The sequence below is a fragment of the Clostridium malenominatum genome, from assembly GCF_039521365.1.
GTDB classification, from domain to species: domain Bacteria; phylum Bacillota; class Clostridia; order Clostridiales; family Clostridiaceae; genus Clostridium_AW; species Clostridium_AW malenominatum.
On sequence record NZ_BAAACF010000003.1, the window covers coordinates 85,942 to 107,347 of the forward strand.

General features: G+C 29.0%; 13 protein-coding genes. 1 reads left to right on the forward strand and 12 read right to left on the reverse strand.

The window, feature by feature from the left end; all coding sequences use genetic code 11:
• Positions 1-8: 8 nt before the first annotated feature.
• The 12 genes from ABDZ69_RS12305 to ABDZ69_RS12360 form a co-directional block, all read right to left on the reverse strand.
• Positions 9-941, reverse strand: a complete 933-nt coding sequence (locus ABDZ69_RS12305) for a glycosyltransferase family 2 protein (RefSeq protein WP_343770049.1) — start codon at positions 939-941, stop codon at positions 9-11.
• 11 nt (positions 942-952) lie between these two features.
• Positions 953-4,267, reverse strand: a complete 3,315-nt coding sequence (locus ABDZ69_RS12310) for a YfhO family protein (RefSeq protein ID WP_343770051.1) — start codon at positions 4,265-4,267, stop codon at positions 953-955.
• Between the two features lie 58 nt (positions 4,268-4,325).
• Complete coding sequence (locus ABDZ69_RS12315) at positions 4,326-7,766, reverse strand: glycosyltransferase (RefSeq protein WP_343770052.1); 3,441 nt, start codon at positions 7,764-7,766, stop codon at positions 4,326-4,328.
• Positions 7,767-7,801: 35 nt separating this feature from the next.
• Positions 7,802-9,025, reverse strand: a complete 1,224-nt coding sequence (locus tag ABDZ69_RS12320) for an ABC transporter ATP-binding protein (protein WP_343770053.1) — start codon at positions 9,023-9,025, stop codon at positions 7,802-7,804.
• Between the two features lie 12 nt (positions 9,026-9,037).
• Complete coding sequence (locus tag ABDZ69_RS12325) at positions 9,038-10,414, reverse strand: ABC transporter permease (protein ID WP_343770054.1); 1,377 nt, start codon at positions 10,412-10,414, stop codon at positions 9,038-9,040.
• A gap of 2 nt (positions 10,415-10,416) precedes the next feature.
• A complete protein-coding gene (rfbD, locus tag ABDZ69_RS12330; RefSeq protein ID WP_343770056.1) occupies positions 10,417-11,265 on the reverse strand; it encodes a dTDP-4-dehydrorhamnose reductase in 849 nt (282 codons plus the stop codon).
• A gap of 2 nt (positions 11,266-11,267) precedes the next feature.
• On the reverse strand, positions 11,268-12,287 hold the full coding sequence (gene rfbB, locus ABDZ69_RS12335; RefSeq protein ID WP_343770058.1) for a dTDP-glucose 4,6-dehydratase: 1,020 nt from the start codon (positions 12,285-12,287) through the stop codon (positions 11,268-11,270).
• Between the two features lie 14 nt (positions 12,288-12,301).
• Positions 12,302-12,856: a dTDP-4-dehydrorhamnose 3,5-epimerase gene (rfbC, locus tag ABDZ69_RS12340; protein WP_343770061.1), complete on the reverse strand. Its 555-nt coding sequence runs from the start codon at positions 12,854-12,856 to the stop codon at positions 12,302-12,304.
• 12 nt (positions 12,857-12,868) lie between these two features.
• A complete protein-coding gene (gene rfbA, locus ABDZ69_RS12345; protein ID WP_343770063.1) occupies positions 12,869-13,786 on the reverse strand; it encodes a glucose-1-phosphate thymidylyltransferase RfbA in 918 nt (305 codons plus the stop codon).
• A gap of 14 nt (positions 13,787-13,800) precedes the next feature.
• A complete protein-coding gene (locus ABDZ69_RS12350; protein WP_343770065.1) occupies positions 13,801-15,627 on the reverse strand; it encodes an O-antigen ligase family protein in 1,827 nt (608 codons plus the stop codon).
• A 165-nt stretch (positions 15,628-15,792) separates the two neighbouring features.
• The gene (locus ABDZ69_RS12355; protein ID WP_343770067.1) at positions 15,793-19,254 is read right to left on the reverse strand and encodes a cell wall-binding repeat-containing protein; all 3,462 of its coding nucleotides are present in this window, start codon (positions 19,252-19,254) and stop codon (positions 15,793-15,795) included.
• A 402-nt stretch (positions 19,255-19,656) separates the two neighbouring features.
• A complete protein-coding gene (locus ABDZ69_RS12360; RefSeq protein WP_343770069.1) occupies positions 19,657-20,676 on the reverse strand; it encodes an acyltransferase in 1,020 nt (339 codons plus the stop codon).
• 182 nt (positions 20,677-20,858) lie between these two features.
• Between ABDZ69_RS12360 and ABDZ69_RS12365 the strand changes: the two genes are divergently transcribed.
• Positions 20,859-21,359, forward strand: a complete 501-nt coding sequence (locus ABDZ69_RS12365) for an SEC-C metal-binding domain-containing protein (RefSeq protein ID WP_343770071.1) — start codon at positions 20,859-20,861, stop codon at positions 21,357-21,359.
• The last annotated feature ends 47 nt before the right edge of the window (positions 21,360-21,406 follow it).

Consider the following 21,406-nt stretch of genomic DNA (forward strand, 5'->3'; position numbering starts at 1 on the left):
TCATTTCCTTATTTGTTTTCTTTAATTTCTTTTATGCTATAAGATTTATCTATCTTACTTCCATAATATATTTTTGAAAGCATATCTCCTAATAACCCAAATATAAATAACTGTAGACCTGTTATAATAAAAAATATAGTAAGTATTGGTTGAAAGTTATCTGATAAATCTTCACCTGTTAAAAATAATACAACTGTCCAAATTGCAAAAAAAATTCCACATCCTAAAGTCACTATTCCTGCACTTCCCATTAAATGTAGTGGCCTAACGGCAAACTTATGCCAAAACCAAACAGAAATCATATCTACAAATCCTTTAAAAGTACGTTTCCAGTTGTATTTTGTAACACCTGCTGTTCTAGCTCTATGATTTACAACAACCTCTCCGACATTAAAACCTTTAATTTCTAACAGAGCTGGAATAAATCGATGCATTTCTCCATACAAATTTACATTTTCAAAACATTCTTTTTTATATATCTTCAGAGAACAACCACTATCATGAATATTATCTTTTACAATTAACCCTCTTAAAAGATTTGCACCTCTTGAAGTGAACTTTTTCATAAAAGTATCTTTTCTATATTTTCTCCAACCTGAAACAACATCCAAGTCATTCTCTTCTAAATAATTAATTAAATTTGGAATATCTGCTGGATCATTTTGCCTATCCCCATCCATTGTGATTATATAATCATATTTTGCTGACTTAATTCCAGCATCCATAGCTGCTGTTTGTCCAAAATTTCGCCTAAATCTAATATATTTTAATGGATTTAAATTCATAGCCCTTTCATAAGTTTTATCCTTTGAACCATCATCTATAAAAATAATTTCATAATCATAATTTAATTCTTCACATACTTCTTTAATTTCCTTATGTAGCTCTTCTACATTATCCTCTTCATTAAATATTGGTACTACTATTGATATTCCTCGCATTATTTGTCCTCCTACCTCAATAATTTAATTTCTTTATTCAAAATAAACATCGTAAGCATATACAGAGTTATTCCAAATACTGATAAAATAATAGAAATCTTAAGCCCGGGTGGAGTGTACTTTAATTCAATATTGTGGTAGCCTTCTTTAATATATGCTCCCATAAAACCTACATTTATATTTTCCAATTCCACTGGATTTCCATCTACATTTAAAGACCATCCTTTATCATATGGTATTGAAAGAAACATCATTTTACTTTCATTTAATTCAATGTTTCCTTGTATATTGTTTTGTCCAAATGAAGTAACCTTTAACTGATTTCTTTTTAATTCAAGTACATTATTTCTATATTCCTCATAATAATCTTCTCCAATCATACTACTTATTTTAAAATTACTTATATTTATGTCATTAGTATTACTCATTTCTAGCTTAATACGTTTAATATCCTTTTGATTTATATCAAATGTATGATTAGGATTGTTAATGTCAACTCCAAATGTAATCATATTATTTGTATTGTATTTTTGACCATCCACAGCCCAATATATTTTACCAAAAAATTGATTATTATCTAATTTCACATTATCAGAGCTTTTATTTATATCAAAACTTATAGTAATAAGGTCATTTCGTTCATTCGTATTAATCACAACTTCTTCGCCATTTCTATATTTATCTAATGTCTTTACTATATTCTCTTCTCTTAGTTTTTCCTTATTAATTCCATAATTGAAAGTATTTAATTTATGAATGGTATCATTATCTTTATTTACTACACATGCTTCTAATAAAACATCCCTTTTCTGCTCTACTGTTAATTGTTTAAAATCATCATATGTAATATAATTACTATATGCATAACCTAGTGGTAGGCTATATTTGTTTTTTAAAACAATAATACCATCATCCTCTGGAATCCTCTCATATCCATATTCTGAAATCTCATTTGTTCTTGATAAAATATATTTCACTCCTAGCATGGTATTAACTTGAGTATATCCACTAAATCCATTAATATAGGAGTTTGACCCTAACACTAATGGTGCATTGATATCATTAATAAAATTAGTAATATATTTTGAATGTGAAGATCCACCTTGATAAGATTGAGTTCCATAATATCCTTGAATAAGTGAATCACATAAAAATACCGAATTATAATTTTTGGAAATTCTATAAAACCCATTATTTTCTTCTTCATTAAGTCTCTTCACTACTTCATTTGTGGAATCATAGTACCCTTTGTTATTGATATAATCTTTTTCAATTGTTCCTCTATCATTTACTATTGGATATGATAGTACAATAACTTCTATTATTGTAAGACTCAAAATCATTACCTCTGAAACATATTTGTATTTTTTAATTCCTAAAAACAACATATAATAAAATAAAACTAAAATTACAACTTTAATAAGCTCAGTAATTTCCAATCCTTGATATTTTACAAAATAAAGTAGACCTAATGGACTCAATATTAAAATAATAGTAAATAATAATAGTCTAGTATTAATCTTTTTACCATTAATAATCTCATTTAAAGAATAAGATGATAAATATAAGAATACAACCATTATCCAAAATGATGATACTTTAAATTGCATTGTAACCATTCCACTGGCTATATATCTAATACCAGGAGACAAAATATACAAAATTGCTATCCCTAAAGCGCCTCCAAAGAATATCTTTTTCTTTTTATCTAAATCATTAAAAATTTGTGGAATAAGAATTAATGTCGTCAATCCACAATAATATAATGGACCCTCCAGTAAATTTCCACTTCCACTATATTTTGAAATTCCTAACAATCCATGTGACACTGTTCTTGCATATGAAGTAATAAGTTCAGAATTACTATTTATAGTAAAAATACTCTTTATCAAATTATTAAAGTCAAAGCTTAAATTTGACACCCTCGCTCCAGTAAAATTAAAAACTAAATTAGGTATTAAATATATAGATGACAATAGTACACCTATTGTATATAACATTAATATCCATGCAACAAACTTAATAAATGACTTTGCTGAAAAGTTGTTTTCAGATAAATATCTAAATATTGCATAGACCATTAATATTCCACTATATAAAAAGAAATAGTATCCTTTTAATGTTATAATGAGGAATAATATTGCTATAGGTAACCATTTAAAATTATTTTTTTTGTAAAACATTTCAAAGGAATATAAAAGGAACGCTACACAAACTACTTCATTAGGATATCCAACCCAGGATCCTCTTGCAATTATTTGTCCACAAAATGCGTATCCTAGTGCACTTATAATACTTGGATATCTTGAAATTTCCATAACCCTTAAATACTTATAGAATAATACCCCTGCTAGTATTACCTTTGTAAATTGAAATAGCCCTAATAAATAAGTAACTAAATTTTCACCAAACAGTGCAATTAATAAATTGAATGGGTCTAAATATTGTGTAAAAAAGTTTTGACCTAAACCAACATTAAAAGACCACATTGGAATAGACTTATACTTATAAATATATTTAGCATTGTAAATCATCCCTGGAAAAGTTTGGAAGTACGAATCGCTTCCAATATCATTAAAAACATATATTTTTTCAAAAATGATATATTTCCAATAAAGAATTATAGCTGGAATAATTATAACTAATAGAATTATAAGTGGCATAAACTTATTATACTTTTTTAATTTATTTTCTAAATCTCTATTTAATGTTTCTAATATCTTGCCATTAGTATATCTACTAATTATTAAATCAACCAGCAATAATATAAAAAATGCAAAGAAGTCTATTACAAGTAATATACCTATTTTATTTAAATTATAATTTGCTACAGATTTAAATTCCTTTGTCGCATCATGGTTAAATATAATTTGCATATCTTCAGTTTCATCTATTAATTGAATGCTATTATCTACCACTCTTATATCTTTTATATTATTTGTTCTTTCTATTTGTTTAGCTATATCTTTTCCATTCCAATTCAATAGTTCTTTTCTATATTTAAATAGTTTTATATTTTTAATTATTACATTTTCACTAATATTTATTGGATCAAATCTAATTTGAATTGCTTCAAAGTATTTGCTAGGAATATTAATTATAACTTTATCGTTATTAACTATTCCCTTAAAACTATTTTCTTCCGAATATCCTTTACCTAAATCAAAAAAAATCTGTGCTACTGAATTATCATATTTCCCACTAAAATCAACTTCTAATCTTATATTTTCATTAGGCAACTTCGCTACAGCAATAAAATTTATTATAATTATAAGAATTAATTTTATTATAAGATTACTTTTTATCCTAATAAAATGTTTATTCATTTTTTCTCCTTGTTTAATTCATTTATAATTCATATAGTGAATATATTGTTTTTATTATCTACTTTAAACTAAAATCTTCCCTATCAAGCGTTAAATTAGGATTATAATACGGATCACCCTCTTCAAGTTCTTTCTTCCATCTTTCTTGAAATCTTCTAACCTCACCATTGAATCTAGCTTGTTTTTCTGGTGTATCTTCGTAACCTCTTGATATTGATTCGTAATGATATAATTCAGCATAGGGTGTCCACACAATTAGATAATTAGTTTGTCTAATTCTCATACATAAATCCACATCATTAAAAGCGACCTCAAATGCTTCATCAAATCCATTAATTTCATTAAAAACATTTTTTCTCATCATAAGACAAGCAGCTGTTACACCTGATACATTTCTTGAAAAGTACAGGTTCCCCATATAACCAGTAGCGTCTTTATCAAAATGTCTAAAATAATGCCCTGCTAACGTTAATAAACCAATTCCTAGACCCGCATGTTGGATAGTATTGTTGGGATAATACAATTTTGCACCTACTGCACCTACATCTTCTCTCTGAGAATACATTAACATCTCTTCTAACCAATTTTCACTTATAATTTCTATATCATTATTCAGGAATAAGAGATGTTCCCCTTTTGCATAAGTAACACCAAAATTATTAATAGCAGAATAATTAAATTTACCATTGCTTTCATATGTAACAACCTTAATATTCGTATACTTTTCCAACGTTTTATAATAATCAAAAGTTTGTTCTTCCACACTATTATTCTCTATTACTATTATTTCTATATTTTTATAAGTTGATTTTTCTAAAATAGAATTTATACATCTAGAAAGATCTATAATATGGTCTTTATTGGGTATCAATATGGAAATCAATGGATTGTATACTATCTCATATTTTATTCTATAAATATTAGGGTGCACTGCAGAACTCTCTACTGTAGCTTTTAAATTACATCTTTCTAAATGCTCCATCACAGCATTAATTCCTGACTTAATAGTGTATGGTTTTGCATAGGGGTCAGATGCAACAGAGTTCAAACTCACTCTCCAGTGATATAGTATTTGAGGTACATGGACAATATTTTGTGCTTTTTCAGTTAGCCTTAAAATCATATCATGGTCTTGTGAACCATCAAACTCTTTTCTGAATAACCCAACTTTATCAAGTAAACTCTTTTTAAATACCGTAAAATGACAAATATAATTATTTGTTCTTAAATTATCTATTGCAAAATCCGGCTTAAAATACGGATCAAATCGTATATTAACATCTGTCTCAAACTTATCTTCATCACAATATATAAAATCAGCATCATGCTCACATATAACTTTCATATATTCAAATAATGCTGATGGATGCAAAAGATCATCATGATCGAAAAGCGCTATATACTCTCCTGTTGCCATTTTAATACACTCATTTGTATTTTCAGAAATACCACCATTTCTTTCTAATATCTTATATTTTATACGCTTGTCTTTTTTTATGTAATCAGCTACTATTCTTTTAACATAACTATGCTCTTTATCGCTTCCATCAGCAAGACATAGTTCCCAATTACCATAAGTTTGGTCAATACAAGAATTAACCATTTCACATAAAAAACTTTTAGGAGTGTTATAAAGAGGTACAACTATACTAAATTTAATATCTTTTGAAAATTTAGTATTAACTTGAATTTGTCTTTCTTCTTCTGTCAAAATATTTTGTTTAGCATGTTCATTGTATCCCTTAACATTTTTAAATCTATTTTTTATCTTTATTAAAGTATGCTTGGTACCATTTTGTTTTAAAGATTTTAACCCCTTGTAAAACAAATACGTATATCTATTACATTTTAATAACTTTTTAGTTCCATCTAAAACCACTCTAATAGGTTTTGTTATCCTCCAACAAGTTGAATTTGATATAATATTATGGGCAGTTTCTATAGTAGATAATTTATTAGTTAAATCATTTCTTTGTGCTATTGCAGCATTATAATGCAATTTATAGTGTTCCAATTCATTCTTTAAATTTTTTATGTTTTTTTCTCTTTCTATTAATTCTTTATTTAAGAAATTATTATATTGAATTCTTTCCATTACTTCCTTATTTAATAGGTTATTTTGTTCTGTTTTTTCTGCTATCTCTTTATTCAATAAATTATTATATTCAGCTTTTTCCATTACTTCCTTATTTAATAGGTCATTTTGTTCTATTTTCTCTATTAATTCTTTATTCAATAAATTATTTTGTTCGGACATTCCAATTATTAAACTTAACTTACTTAAAACCGTAGTCGCTAAAACATCTTCCAAAATACTAATACTAGCTTGTATTTTTAACCATTGTGTTGAAGTTTGAGTAAAATTAATCATTATTTGAGGGTCATTGTTATTAAAAATAATATAGTCATCAACACAAAATCCATTTAGTACTTCATAATCTAGTGTTTCATTGTTTGAAATTATGTTCATTCCAGTTATAACACAATTTTTTCCTTCAATTGGATCAAAACGAACTGCTTTCACATTTTTTGAAATATCTATAAACATTTCTATAAATCCTGTAGAACTATCAATTTTATAATAATGGTTTACTTTTGACTCTTCATTAAAACCATTTCCACTATCTAAATATAATGTGGCTTGTTCATTTTTATCTAATTTTTCGTTGTTAATTATAATTTCATTTATAGCTTGTATATCTTGAATATTTTTATATAAAAAATCTAAATATCTTTGCGGCAAGTTGCAATCAAAAACACTTTTTATACTGTTTTCTAGATAATCTTTTAAGTCTAAGTCATTTGTCATAACTAAAAATTTACGATAATTATTTTCTCCAACATCATGACTGAAAATATTTTGTTTATAAAAATCATCAATTTTATCTCTTAGATCCAATAATTTTAAAGCATTGTAAGTATAAAATATTGATTTGGTCATATCTTCCCACAATAAAACATCTCCATGTTCGAACATGAAATGACCCTTACATATTTTATCAAGCGTAAATTTTAAATTCTCAACTTTTGGTAATCCATTATCAATATGTTCCTTTAACCAAATGTGCTCTTCCCCAAATATAGCTTTATAGTACTCATTAGCACGTAACTCTGCGCTAATAACTGCTTCGCTGTTAAAAGGAAAACAATGTAGATTTAGCAACTTAGCAACTCTATTCGTTTCATTTAAAAAACTTTCTCTTTTATCTTTTGGTATATGTTCAAAAACATCTGAAGACACAACAATATCAAATTGTTTATCTTTGATATACTTCAGATTTGTAGCGTCAGCTTTTATAAATTTAACATTATCCCCAATATTGTTAGGAACTTTTAAATCTGAATATGTGATATTTTCATTAGGTAAAACTTCCCCTAAGTTCAATTGTTCATTAGATCCAACTTCTAAAATATTTAATCGATCTATATTATAGTATTTTTTAACACCATCAACTAAAATCTGTATAGTTTTATATCTTTGATATTGATCAAAAGTCACTATATTATCCTCCTAAAATCTATGGCTCTTACACTTTACTTAATTACGCTCCATTTATGATCTATAAATAACTTTCCTTCTGCAAAGTATTCATTGGTTACTAAAATTCTCTTTGCGTCAGTTTTATAATCAATGCATACTATTCCTTCATTATTGAAAATACCTACATCTATACTATAACTACCACCTAATAGAGTTATAGATGGTATACTATATTTAACTTTATGCCTTCCATATTTGTTAGGAACATATATTTTATCCAAATATGTGTTCGGTCCAAAAATATAGTCTCTATCAGGCGTATATAATGCAACACCTAATAAAAATCCTGGGATTTCATCCTCATATATTTCATATTCGATGACAACTTCTAAACTATCAAAAGTTTTAAATTTTAATGTATTGCACGTAATGTTTGTAATTCTCCCTAACATGTCTGTTGATGGTCTAATAATAGATTTTTCATTTTCTTCTTTTTCTCGCTGAATAGATTCGTATTCAGCTATATCAATCTCCGCTTCTCCGTCCTGTAGCATAAAAGCTTCATACTTATCTACTATTTTACTAGATTCTCCCATACCAATAACTTTACCTTTATTAATCCATAATGCATTAGTACAAAATCTCTTTACTTGTTCGGTTGCATGTGAAACAAATAGAATAGTTGTTCCTTTCTCTTTAAGTTGTTTCATTTTATCAATGCATTTTATTTGAAATCTAGTATCCCCAACAGACAAAGCTTCATCCACTATTAAAATATCCGGTTCTACATTTATCGCCACTGCAAAGGCCAGCCTTGCAAACATGCCTGATGAATATGTTTTTACTGGTTGGTTTATAAATTCACCTATATCTGCAAATTCCATTATTGAATTTACTCTTTTGTCCATTTCTTCTTTTGTGTATCCCATCATTGTTCCATTAAGATATATATTCTCAATTCCTGTATACTCAGGGTTAAATCCTGCTCCAAGCTCTAATAATGCTGATATTTTACCGTTTACCTCAATACTTCCTGATGACGGAGTTAGTACTCCTGTTATTATTTTTAACAAGGTTGATTTTCCCGAACCATTAGTTCCTATTATTCCTACAGTCTCACCTTTTTTTACTTCAAAAGATATATTATTTAATGCATAATGCTCTCTACTGTATTTGTTTTTTGATAAACTTAAAGACTCCTTCATTCTATCTATAGGCTTATCATATAATTTATATATCTTACTTAAATTTTCTACTTTTATAGCTACGTCTGACATTTCTACCTCCTTCTACAGTACATCGGCAAAATGTGGTTTTAATTTCTTAAATATCATTGCTCCAAAAGCAAATAATCCTAATGCTACTATCCAGAAGTATGCTGTCTGAAAATATCTTTGGAAGAACCAAACATGATTTATAAGTGTATCTCTATATCCTTCTACTATATAGTACATAGGATTTAATTTTACTATCCATTGAAAGCGTTGAGGAACTATTGTATAACTCCACATTATTGGTGTCATCCACATTCCCACTTGCAAAAATATATTTATTATTTGTCCAAGATCTTTAAAAAATAATACTATAGCTGAAGTTGCGTAAGATATACCTAGTACTATAAAAAATGTGCAAAAAGAGTAATATATTAATTGTATTGTATATTTCGAAGGATAAAATCCATATATTGAACTTACCACAAATAAAAATCCTATAAACACTAGATGCACAAATAAGGCTGATATTATTTTTACTATTGGTAGTATGCTTATTTTAAATACAACTTTCTTTACTAAATAACTATACTCTAACATACAATTGGTAGCATTAAGCAATGCTTCTTGAAAGAAAAACCATGGTACTAGACCTACCATAAACCACAATATAAATGGTACATCTTTCATTGGAGAACCAGCTTTTAAACCAAATTCAAATACAAACCAATATATTAATATAGTCACTATGGGCTGAATGAATGCCCAGGTTATACCTAAATATGATCCAGCATATTTAGTTTTAAAATCATTTTTTGCTAGGTTCCATATAAGGGTTTTATTATTATTCAATTCCTGAACCAATGTAAACACACTTTTTGATTTTTTTAAAAGTATTAATAGTAGCATGTCTATTAACAGACAGATTATTAATTTAAGCATGTTATTTAATTTATTTTCATGCTGAGAAAAACTTAATATTACATCTGAATCAATTTTATACGTTATATATGGGTCATTACCTGTTGTTTTTATATCTAAAAATTTCTCTACTTGTTGTGCTTGCCCAATTTGAAATCCATTATTTTTATCTAGTACTTTATTTATATCTAAATCTATATTTTTACCAAGATAGGATAGCTTAATATTCCTCATCTTTATATTGGAAGGTTGATTTCCCAAATCAAATCTTAAATTTGTATTATCTTTGGGAATAGTAAATTTTAATATCTCTTCTTCATTTATATTTGTATAGTTTAATTTTTGGGATTGTTCTTCATTCCATGAAGTATTATTTCCATAAAATAATTGGTATGTATCTTCTTTATCCGATATTAACTTGTAACTTAAAGTTATATTTTTACCTTCTAAATTACAATAATTAAATACTAATATATTTGATATAATCACTAAAAATATTAATATTGTTAGCTTTATAAATTTCCTTTTATTCATATCTAAAATAGTCCTCTTATTTCTTTTAAGTACCTCTCCAACGCCTTTTCCCACCTAGGCAACAAGTCAAACCCATCCTCCTCAAGACTCCTCTTAGAAAGCCTAGAATTTAAAGGTCTTATAGCTTTAGTCTTATACTCACTCGTAGGGATAGGATTTATTCTACAGTTTAGTCCTGTCTTTTTCATAATTTCTGTAGCAAATTCTGCCCAGGAGCAGAACCCTTCGTTAGTTGCATGGTATACTCCATACTTCTCACTTTGTGCCATATGGCATAAAATCGGTGCTAAGTCTGCTGTATAAGTAGGGCTTCCTATTTGATCGCACACCACATTTAAGCTTTCTTTTTCTTTTCCTAGCTTAAGCATGGTTTTAACAAAGTTATTACCATTCAACCCAAATACCCAAGAGACTCTAACTATAAAGTATTTATTTAAATTTTCTTTTACCTTTAGTTCACCCTCATATTTAGTTTTTCCATAAACTGAAAGAGGATTAATATTTCCATCTACTTCAAAAGGAATATCTCCTTTTCCATCAAAAACATAGTCTGTAGATATGTAAATCATTTTAGCATTTACCTTTCTACAAGCTTTTGCTACATTTTCAGTTCCATTTACATTTATCTTATAACAAATTTCTCTTTCCTCTTCTGCCTTATCCACCGCTGTATATGCAGCACAGTGTATAACACACTCTGGATTTAATTTTATAATATAATCATCAACAGCATTTTCATCTGTTATGTCTAATTCTTTTTTATCAATACCTAAACAATCTATGCTTCTTTTATTTAACTCTTTTACCACGTCAAAGCCTAGTTGTCCATTAACCCCAGTAACTAAAATCATTCTTATCTACTCCCATACATTTTCTCGTAATAGTTTTGATACTCCCCACTGATTATATTTTCCCACCAATGTCTATTATCTAAATACCACTTAATAGTTTTTTTAATTCCTTCATCAAAGGTTGTTGTAGGAAGCCATCCTAGTTCATTATTAATTTTTGTAGGGTCTATAGCATAACGCATATCATGTCCTGCACGGTCAGTTACATATTTAATTAAATCCTCTGATTTTCCTAGTTCACGAAGAATAGTTTTTACTACTTCTAGGTTGGTGCGTTCATTATGTCCACCAATGTTATATACTTCCCCTACAGTCCCTTTGTGAATGATTAAGTCAATAGCTCTGCAGTGGTCCTCTACATATAACCAATCACGTACATTTTCTCCAGTTCCGTATACAGGCAATTCCTTATCATTTAATGCATTTGCTATCATTAATGGAATTAACTTTTCCGGAAAATGATAGGGTCCATAATTATTAGAGCAACGTGAAATAGTTACAGGTACTTTAAAAGTACGGTAATATGCTCCAACTAAAAGATCCGCAGAGGCTTTACTTGCTGAATAAGGGCTTGATGTATGAAGTGGAGTTTCCTCTGTAAAGAAAAGGTCTGGTCTATCTAGTGGTAAATCTCCATAAACTTCATCCGTAGATACTTGATGATATCTCTTTATTCCATATTTTCTGCAAGCATCAAGTAACACTCCAGTACCCATAACATTGGTTTTTAAAAATATGCCTGGGTCTTCAATGGAACGGTCTACGTGACTTTCTGCTGCAAAGTTAACTACTATATCAGGTTTTTCATTTTCGAACATATTAAAAACTTCTTCTCTGTCTGCTATGTCTATTTTATAAAAACTAAAATTAGGATTGTCCTTAACTGAATCTAAGGTTTCCATGTTGCCTGCATAGGTTAAACTATCTACACAAATTATTTTATAATCCTTATATTTATTAATAATATAGTGAACAAAGTTTCCACCTATGAAACCTGCTCCACCGGTTACTACAATTTTCATACAGCTAATCTCCTTTATTTAAAATCTATAGTAAAATTACAATCGCTATCCTTAAGAAGAGGTGCTTTTCCATCTTTTTCTGAAACTATGGGATTTTCTACATTCCAATCCACATTTATATCGGGATCACACCAAAGGATGCTTCTATCTCTTTCATAGTTATAATAGTTATCTGCTTTATACACAAACTCCACATCATCAGTCAAGGTTAAAAACCCGTGACCAAATCCACGAGGAATAAATAATTGTCTCTTATTATCTGCTGAAAGCTCTACAGCTACCCATTGTTTATAGGTAGGAGAGCCTTTTCTTAAATCCACTGCCACATCTAGCACTGATCCCTTAACACAGCGAACTAATTTTGCTTGTGCATACTCACCATTTTGGAAATGTATACCTCTAAGAGTTCCCTTTTCCTTTGAATATGAGTGATTATCTTGTACAAACTCACATTCTATTTCTGGTGTTTTAATTTTAGAGTAGGTTTCCATAAACCATCCCCTTTCATCACCAAAAACTTTAGGCTCTATAATATACACGTCCTCTAATTTAGTTTTAATCAAATTCATATCATACACCCTTTATTCCCTTGTTATTGCTATTTCCGTTAATGTATTAAAATCAATGGCCATTTCTTCATTTACTATATTCATGAGATATTTTCCATAATCTGTTTTAAGCAGAGGCTCTGCTAATTTTATAAGCTGTTCCTCATTTATATAACCTTTCCTATAAGCTATTTCTTCAAGACAAGCTACATATAAACCCTGCCTTGTCTGTATGGCTTCTACAAAGTTAGCTGCATCAAGAAGCCCCTTGTGAGTACCTGTATCAAACCAAGCCATACCTCTTCCAAAAAGCTCTACTTTTAATTTGTTTATTTTTAAGTATTCATTGTTTACTGAAGTTATTTCCAGCTCTCCTCTTTTAGATGGTTTAATGTTTTTAGCTATTTCTATAACCTTATTGTCATAAAAATATAGCCCTGGTACTGCATAATTTGACTTTGGATTTTTAGGCTTTTCTTCTATGGATATTACATTATTATTTTTATCAAATTCTACTACTCCAAAATCTTTGGGATTACTTACATGATATCCAAATATAGTAGCCCCTTCTTTTCTTTCTGCTGCTCTTTCTAGTCTCTCTGTAAATCCATATCCGAAGAATATATTATCTCCTAATATTAGGCATACATTATCATCGCCTATAAATTTTTCACCTATTATAAATGCCTCCGCAAGCCCTCTAGGCTCTTCCTGTATTGCATATTCTATACTTAAACCAAGTTCACTGCCATCCTTAAATAGCTCTTTAAAACACTCTATATCCCTTGGAGTTGAAATTATGAGTATTTCGTTTATCCCCGATAGCATTAGTACAGACATGGGATAATATATCATGGGTTTATCATATATTGGTAGTATTTGTTTGGATACAGACTTTGTTATTGGATAAAGTCTTGTGCCTGACCCTCCTGCTAATATTATACCTTTCATTGTTATCCTCCTCACTACATCTTAGTATTAAGCTTTTTCTCCTGGCTTATCATATGGTTTATAGCAATGCCTGTGCCCAATATTATCCAAAATACAGGTGCTACAGATACTACGCTATCATTAAACAATCCGGCTCCAAGATAACCACAAACTGCTATAAAAATTGAAACTCCGGCTATAGAAAGAAAATCATCATACTCGCTTTTAAAATACAAGGATATACTTTTTACAATATACATTCCAAATAAAGCAAGCAGTGCAATAAGTGATAATATTCCTGTACTTAATGCCGTTTGCAAATATAGGTTATGAGGCTTATCTACTATTTGCCACATATCTCCATAATAAGCATACATTTTACCTTTAAAATCCTGCTGTGGAAAATATGCTGCAAAGGTATCAGGTCCATATCCTTTAACTATTGTATTTTTCAATAAAGGAATAGATCTAGACCATATGTATCCCCTTGAAGATCCTAGTCTTTCTTTTCCTTTAAATCCCCAAGATTCCACTGGTTCAGTTTTAAGTATATTTCCTCTATTATCAGAAAGTTTTATCTCGTTATTTGCTATTTTAAAATATAGCTTTATACTGTCTTTTTTTATAACAAAAATATTTTCATCTCCTATTCTTACAAACTGCATACGATAATTCTTGTAATTAGAAGATTTTATAGTAAATTCACCAGTTTCCTTTATAGCTTCTAGTGATAGTTTATTGTTATTTACATCATTAAAGATAACTCCACCATCTTCTTCTTTAAGTATTAATGTTTCAGTAGGAGTTATAATTTTAGCAGCATTTCCTGACACTTCTATTCCTTGTAATGGTAGCTTACTTATTTCCTTTAAACTTTCATCAGAATCTTGTGTTATCTCTTTAACATCAGTTAATAGCGATTTAAATCTATTAGCAACAGCTCCTTTAGAAGTCACATTTAATCCAAGAAATATAAATATTAAAACAGCTATGCCGCTTAAAAAATATTTGAAGTTTCTTTTTATATACTTATTCATTACAATTAAAAGCATAATAAATGCAAAAACTGTACCGATAATTCCTGAACGTGCATTAGATCCAATTAAATTTATAGCCATTAAAAGAGTAATCAACGCTAATATACATTTAACTTTTTTATTTTTTATTAATATAAACATAGAAAAAGTTAATGGAAATAACATAGCCATATAACTTCCTACATAGTTATAATGGTATAGGGTAGAGTAAATTTCATATTTATTAAATTTAAATATAATTTTGTCATTTTCCAACATATATTTTGAAGGAATCATTATGCTTTTACCAATATTAGTTTTCCATAAGTCATAGCCCATATATTGAAATAAACCTATCAATCCTATTATAGTAGCTCCTATAAGTAAAGATACAATCATGGCCTTTACATGGTCTTCTTTTTCTACTAAATTCATAGTTAAAAACAATATAATCATATATGCTAGCAGTATGTACATTCCTTCATACCTATCTGGAAAGCCTTTTAGGGCAATTTCCTTATATTCGGAGGTTAATGTAGATATAATTACAAATAAAGAATATATCCCTATAGGTATGTAATAGTCATAGCTTTTCCTTACAAAGTTTTTACCATTTTCATAAAACTTTACTAAAAGCATGATAAAAGCAAAAACTGTAAATATATTAATCCATACAGTTTTATAATAAGAAAAAAAGTCAAAATTCTGCTGTTGCCCATTCCAAAATAGATAAGATGGTCCGCTAAGTGGTACAACTTTCAAGTGAACCATAAGCGGTACACATACTATCATCATTATCAAAGGTATTAAATGATAGTATTTTGTATTATCGTAATATTTTTCCAAATCCTTTACCTCCCAAAATAAAGTGGTATTCCCTTATATATTGTAGCATATTGACAATTAATAATAAAGACAAATAAAGCCTAAAATGGCTTTATCATTAATTACATAAATAAAAGAGATAGCCATTATAAGGCTATCTCTTTCTGTATTTTTTTATTAATAATATTATTTTTCTATTACAATAGTAATTGTTTTAGTTAATGAGTTGTTTGTTACAGCACTAATTGTTACTGAACCCTTAGCATCTTCAGATACAGTAAGTCTTCCATCATTATTGATAGATACACTTCCTGTTAATCCAGTTTTATCAACAACTCTGAATCCAGCTAATTGCATTGCTTTTTTACCATATTGGTCTTTAGCAAAGATAACAACATTAGATTCATTTACTGCCTTTCCATTTGAGTCATATTTAGCCATGTAAGCATCAGTTACGAAGTTAGCTTTCTTTTTATCTTTTATTGTAATAATATCGTTACTTTCTGTTACAACTAACTCTTTAGCTTTAGTTACTGGATCTGTATAGAACTGTTCTATATCAACACCAATAGATGTAGTTTTTGGAGCTTCTGTAGAGGATTTAATAGTTGTAGTTACTGCATGTAATGCATTGTTATGCTCAACAGTCACTGTAGCTACTGTTGATGATCCTGTTTTTGATGAATCAGTTACTTTTCCAGCATAAACTTTTCCACCATCAAATGCATAATTAACACCTGAATCAGTTGTAGTTCCTAAGAACTCACTTGTATTATCAACTGCAACAGATACTACTGGAGTTCCTGCTAATAATACTTTTGTTCCTCCTGATGTCTTACCATATACCTTAAGAGTAGCTCCATATGCCTTGTCTCTAGGAGTTAATTCCTTTTCACCTAATTTAACTGAATTAGCGTAAATAGGATCTTTTACTTCATTAACTGTAAATCCTTTAATATCATCTTTCTTTATAATTGATAGTGATACAGTTTTCTTATCTACTTCTTGTTTTTTACCATCAACTTCTCTTAACAATGTAAATGTAAGAGTAGCTGCTCCACCTTTTGCATTTTTTGCTGCGATGTTAGCTACAGCATATCCATTTTCTAAGTCAACATCAACTACGTCGTTATTAACAGTTGCATCTCCTGATACTTTAACTCTTACTGTGTTACCTTTATTATTTGAAACCATATCTATTTCTCTGCCATATTGGTCTTTAACTTTTATTCCACCTTTATCAGCACCAAGATCTATTTTTTGCTGAGCTCCATCTTCCATAGCGCTTACAAGAACTGAAGAATCAACTTCTATTTTTTCAGCATAAGCCTTCTCTTGAATATTTAATGTTATATTGCTCATGTTAGGTGTATTTTTTACATTGGCAGTTAAGAACATTGTTGATTTAGCAGAAGCTACTTTCTTTAATACTAATTTAGCTGTACCATCTGCTCTTCTTTCAAATTTAAGTCCGCTATTATCCCCTGAATTATATGCAGGAGTTAAAGTAACATTTTTCTCAAGGTCGTCAACTTTAGTAACTTTATTTCCTTGTTGGTCAAATGCTTCAAATGGGATTTCAACATCAGTATCTCCCTCTGCAACAGTAACAGTAGGAGTCATTAGAGCAATCTTATCTACTCTGTTAGCTCTCTTTACTGTAGTGTTTAATGATGCATTTTTTCCTGTAAAAGTCATTGCCATGATTGTTACAGGAACATCAAAAGCATAATCGTCATTTTCTTTTACTCTTATTTCAATTGCTGCATTATTAGAATCTGAAGGATCTTGAACTAATCTAGCTGAAAGAATATTAGAATTAGTTACAGTTAACTCATTCTCATATCCGCCTACCTTACTACTATTATCAGTTAATATTAATCCTTTTGATATCAATTCAAAATTCTTTGTTTCATTTCCGCTCATGTCATAAGCTGTGTATGGTAAATAATAAACTTTGCCAGCATCCCCCATACTTAATGTTTCTTTTAACTCTCCAAACTTAATATCGGATAATGTTCCAATTACTGTTGAAGTAGCTAAAGTAGCAGTAATAGAAGTTCCAGTTGTAGTGTCATATCCAGTGATTACCACATTTGGGAACTGAATTAAAGAAGTATTTGAGTTTGGTGTAATTATAAGGTTACCACCAGCTTTCTTCTCTATTTCACCTACTCCTGTCTGGAATTTAATATTAGTTGCAAGATATGATGTTGTTATATCATTTCCATATTGGTCATATACTTTATAAGTTGCATATCCTCTTTCTACGTCTTTTTCTACTACAGTTCCATTTGCTTCTGTAACACTTTGTTTTCCACGATAAACAGAAAGCTTTGTTGAAGTTATTTCAATTTTTTCAACCTTTTGTTGTTTAATATCTATCTTCTCAGTTTTCATTTCCTTTGAGTCATTTTTAACTACTACTGTGTAAGTTCCTTCTGGATAATTTGAACTATTTACTAATGTAGCTTCTGTCTTAGCTTCGTTCCAATTAACTGTTGCAGTTATAGGAGTTGTTCCTCTACTAACTTCAAAGGTTAATTTTGAAGTATCTTCAACAGCTTTGTTGAATGTAACTTTGAAACTGCTAGCGCTAGCAGCTTTTATTGTACTAACTGTTAATTCGCCTGTTACTGGATTAACTATATTTTTAACATCGTTGAATATAGCGTTTTCTAATGATCCAGTTCCACCTACTAAATAAACTTTAGTATCTGCTCCTAAGTTTTCTTTGATATATTCTTTAGCATTAGTTGTGAAAGCATTAGCATTTTTGTTTGAACTTAATACTACTGGTGCTCCAACTTTTGCAGCTGCAGCTGATGCAACTAAAGCGTCAGCAAACTGAGTTGCAGTTGCTCCACCAAATGCCATGTATATATTATCAAACTTTAAGTCATCTTTGTATTTCTTTAATACTTCTAAGTTAGTTGCAAATCTGTCTGCACCACTTGCAACTCTTGTTCCTTTTACGGATTCAATTACTGATGATGGTAAAACTGCTGCTCCACCAACTGCAGAAACTTCTAATCCTTCAGCAACAGCTTTAACTACTGCTGGAACTTCGTTTTTGTTTGCGAATAATACTGGTGCACCTTTAGTAGCAGCTATTGAAGCTACTGATAAAGCGTCAGCATATCCGTCTTGTCCATTAACTAAGAAAGCTTCTTTCTTTCCTGTTAATTTTAAAACTTCTTTGGCAACGTTAGCGTTTGTTTCATATCTTGAAGCTCCGCCAAATCTGCTTACTTCATAAGTTTTGTCTAATTCATCAGCCATAGCTTTAGTTACGGAACCTTCTCCACCAACTATAACTACTTTTTCAGCTTTAAGATCTTTTAGAGTAGCTAAAAGTTCTGCTGTTGGCTTGTCTACCTTGTTTGTTAAAAGGATTGGTGCGTTTAATGCTTTTGCAAGTGGAGTTGCACTCACCGCGTCTGCATATCCGTATCCATTAACTAAAACTACTGTTTTTGCTTCAGCGAAAGCTTTTTTAGCAACACTTACTGCTGTATTTTCTCTTCCAGCACCTTCTAGTCTTTCAACGCTTGCTGCTGCACTTACTGGTACTGCAGTTAATGTTGACGTAAGTATTAAGCTCATTACTGTAGCACTTGCTAGTGCCTTGTGGCTCTTTTTACTCATATTATGATAACCTCCTCATTTAAGTGAAATTAAATTATTGTTTTTTATTTTTTATTTATATATTGTAATTAATATATAACACATTTATATAAATGGCAATTGCGCCATTTAAGGCTCAATGGTAATTATATCATATGTATAGGTTGTTTACCATTATTATTAAAAGATTTTATAATAAATATAAAATCAAACAAAAACTTTTTCTATAAAGTAGTTTGTTTTGCATATTTAACCTCTTTTACTATTATACAATAACATCTTTACTTTTTCCATACCTTTTTAATTAGAAAATCAAACCATTAATGCCAAATAGTTATTTTTCTTATTTTAAGATATAGCTGTACACTTTAAGTCTTTATATTCTACAAAACTTTAATAATTCCTTCTAGAAAAATAAATTTTTTATAATTTTATTTTTCTTTTAATCTTATTAAAAATCATACTTATTATTAGAGGAATTATTATGGATATTATAAATGAAGATATTAAAAATTCTAAACTTCCTATGCTTATTTTATATCCCTTAAATATTTTAATATAATAATAAATTATTAAAGGATGAGCAAAATATATTGCAAAAGAATTAATGGATATATTTTTTAGAAATTTAAATAGCCTTCCTTGTGAAAAATCCCTACTTAATATATATATAGTAAATATTATAGAATATATAATTATTGAAGGTCTTATAAAGGTAGTGGCATAGTCTAAACTTTTACCCACCTTTATGCTAATAAATGTCTCTATTAATATACCTGATAGGCATATTAATAATATGCAGCTTATTAAAGCTTTATGACACTTAAATTTTTCTCTATACTTTTTTATATTTTCACTTAAATATATTCCTAAACAAAAATAAAATAACCAAAATATTGGATTTCTTTTCGAATAAAAATCAAGTGATAGATTTGGAATATTAAAATAATGGGCTGAGGTAATTACCCCTCCAGATAGGATTAAAGCTAATATTACACCCCATATTTTTTTACTCACTATATATAGTACGGGGAAAAACAAATAAAGTTCGATAATTAAGGGTAAAAAATAAAGATGATAAAAAATTTTATCTCCCTTTAAAAAAAGTTCAAGCCAACTATTGTAATTAAAGTTTTTATTTATAATTGTTAAATAAATAATTCCCCATAATATATAAGGAGGAATTACTTTCAGCAATCTTTTTTTATAAAACCTTAAAAGGTTTTTATCTTTTTTATAACTTAATCCTAAACCTAATCCTGAGAATATAATAAATAAGGGCACAGAGAACCTAGATAATTGATTAAGTATTATAGCTACCTTGTAGCTTTGGCTACCTTTCGTAGCTGCTCCAATGACAAAGGCAGAAATATGTATCATTACCACAGCAAAGGTAGCATATGCTTTTCCCATGTCTATCTCAGTAAAATTATATTTTGCCATAATAACCACTCTTTTCTAGAATTTTCTTTTGCCACCTATTATATCACATATTGATTTTTTTGCATATTATGTTAAACTTATTTTATAGTTATAATTATATAGTATTTATTTGGTTGAAAGTCCACATAATATTGTATATAATAAGACGTGGAACTACACTTAAGTAAAAGGAGAATTGGCATATGAGCTTATACAATGAGTGGAAAGAGTTGGTTGTATTTTTCGTTCAAACTAGGGGTGAAGATGAGTTTTGGAGCGAACTAAATAGGGTACAAGAAAAGATAATCCCAGCAATACTTAAAAGTTATAGAACAGTTATGAGAGGTGCTTTAAAAAACCTAGCAAAGAAATTAGATGTTTCAGAAATATCCTTTGTTGGATTTTTAGATGGAATTAATTCCTCTTTAAAAAAACCTATAGATTTAGAAAGCGTAACAGAGAATTCAAGAATAAGTTTAGATATAGATTTTGAAAAGCTTTATATTTCATTATTAGAAGCAGAGGTAGATAACTTATACAATCTACCAGAATGGAATTTAATTTTTGGAAAGGATAAGCTAACAGATTTAAAACTTGCTTATTCCGAAGAAAAAACCATTACCGTATCTAAAATAGGAAGAAATGACCCTTGTCCTTGTGGTAGTGAAAAGAAATATAAAAATTGTTGTGGCAAAAATCTTTAATTTTTGTATTTCTTCTCCTTTTTTAATAAAAAAATTATGATAGCCCC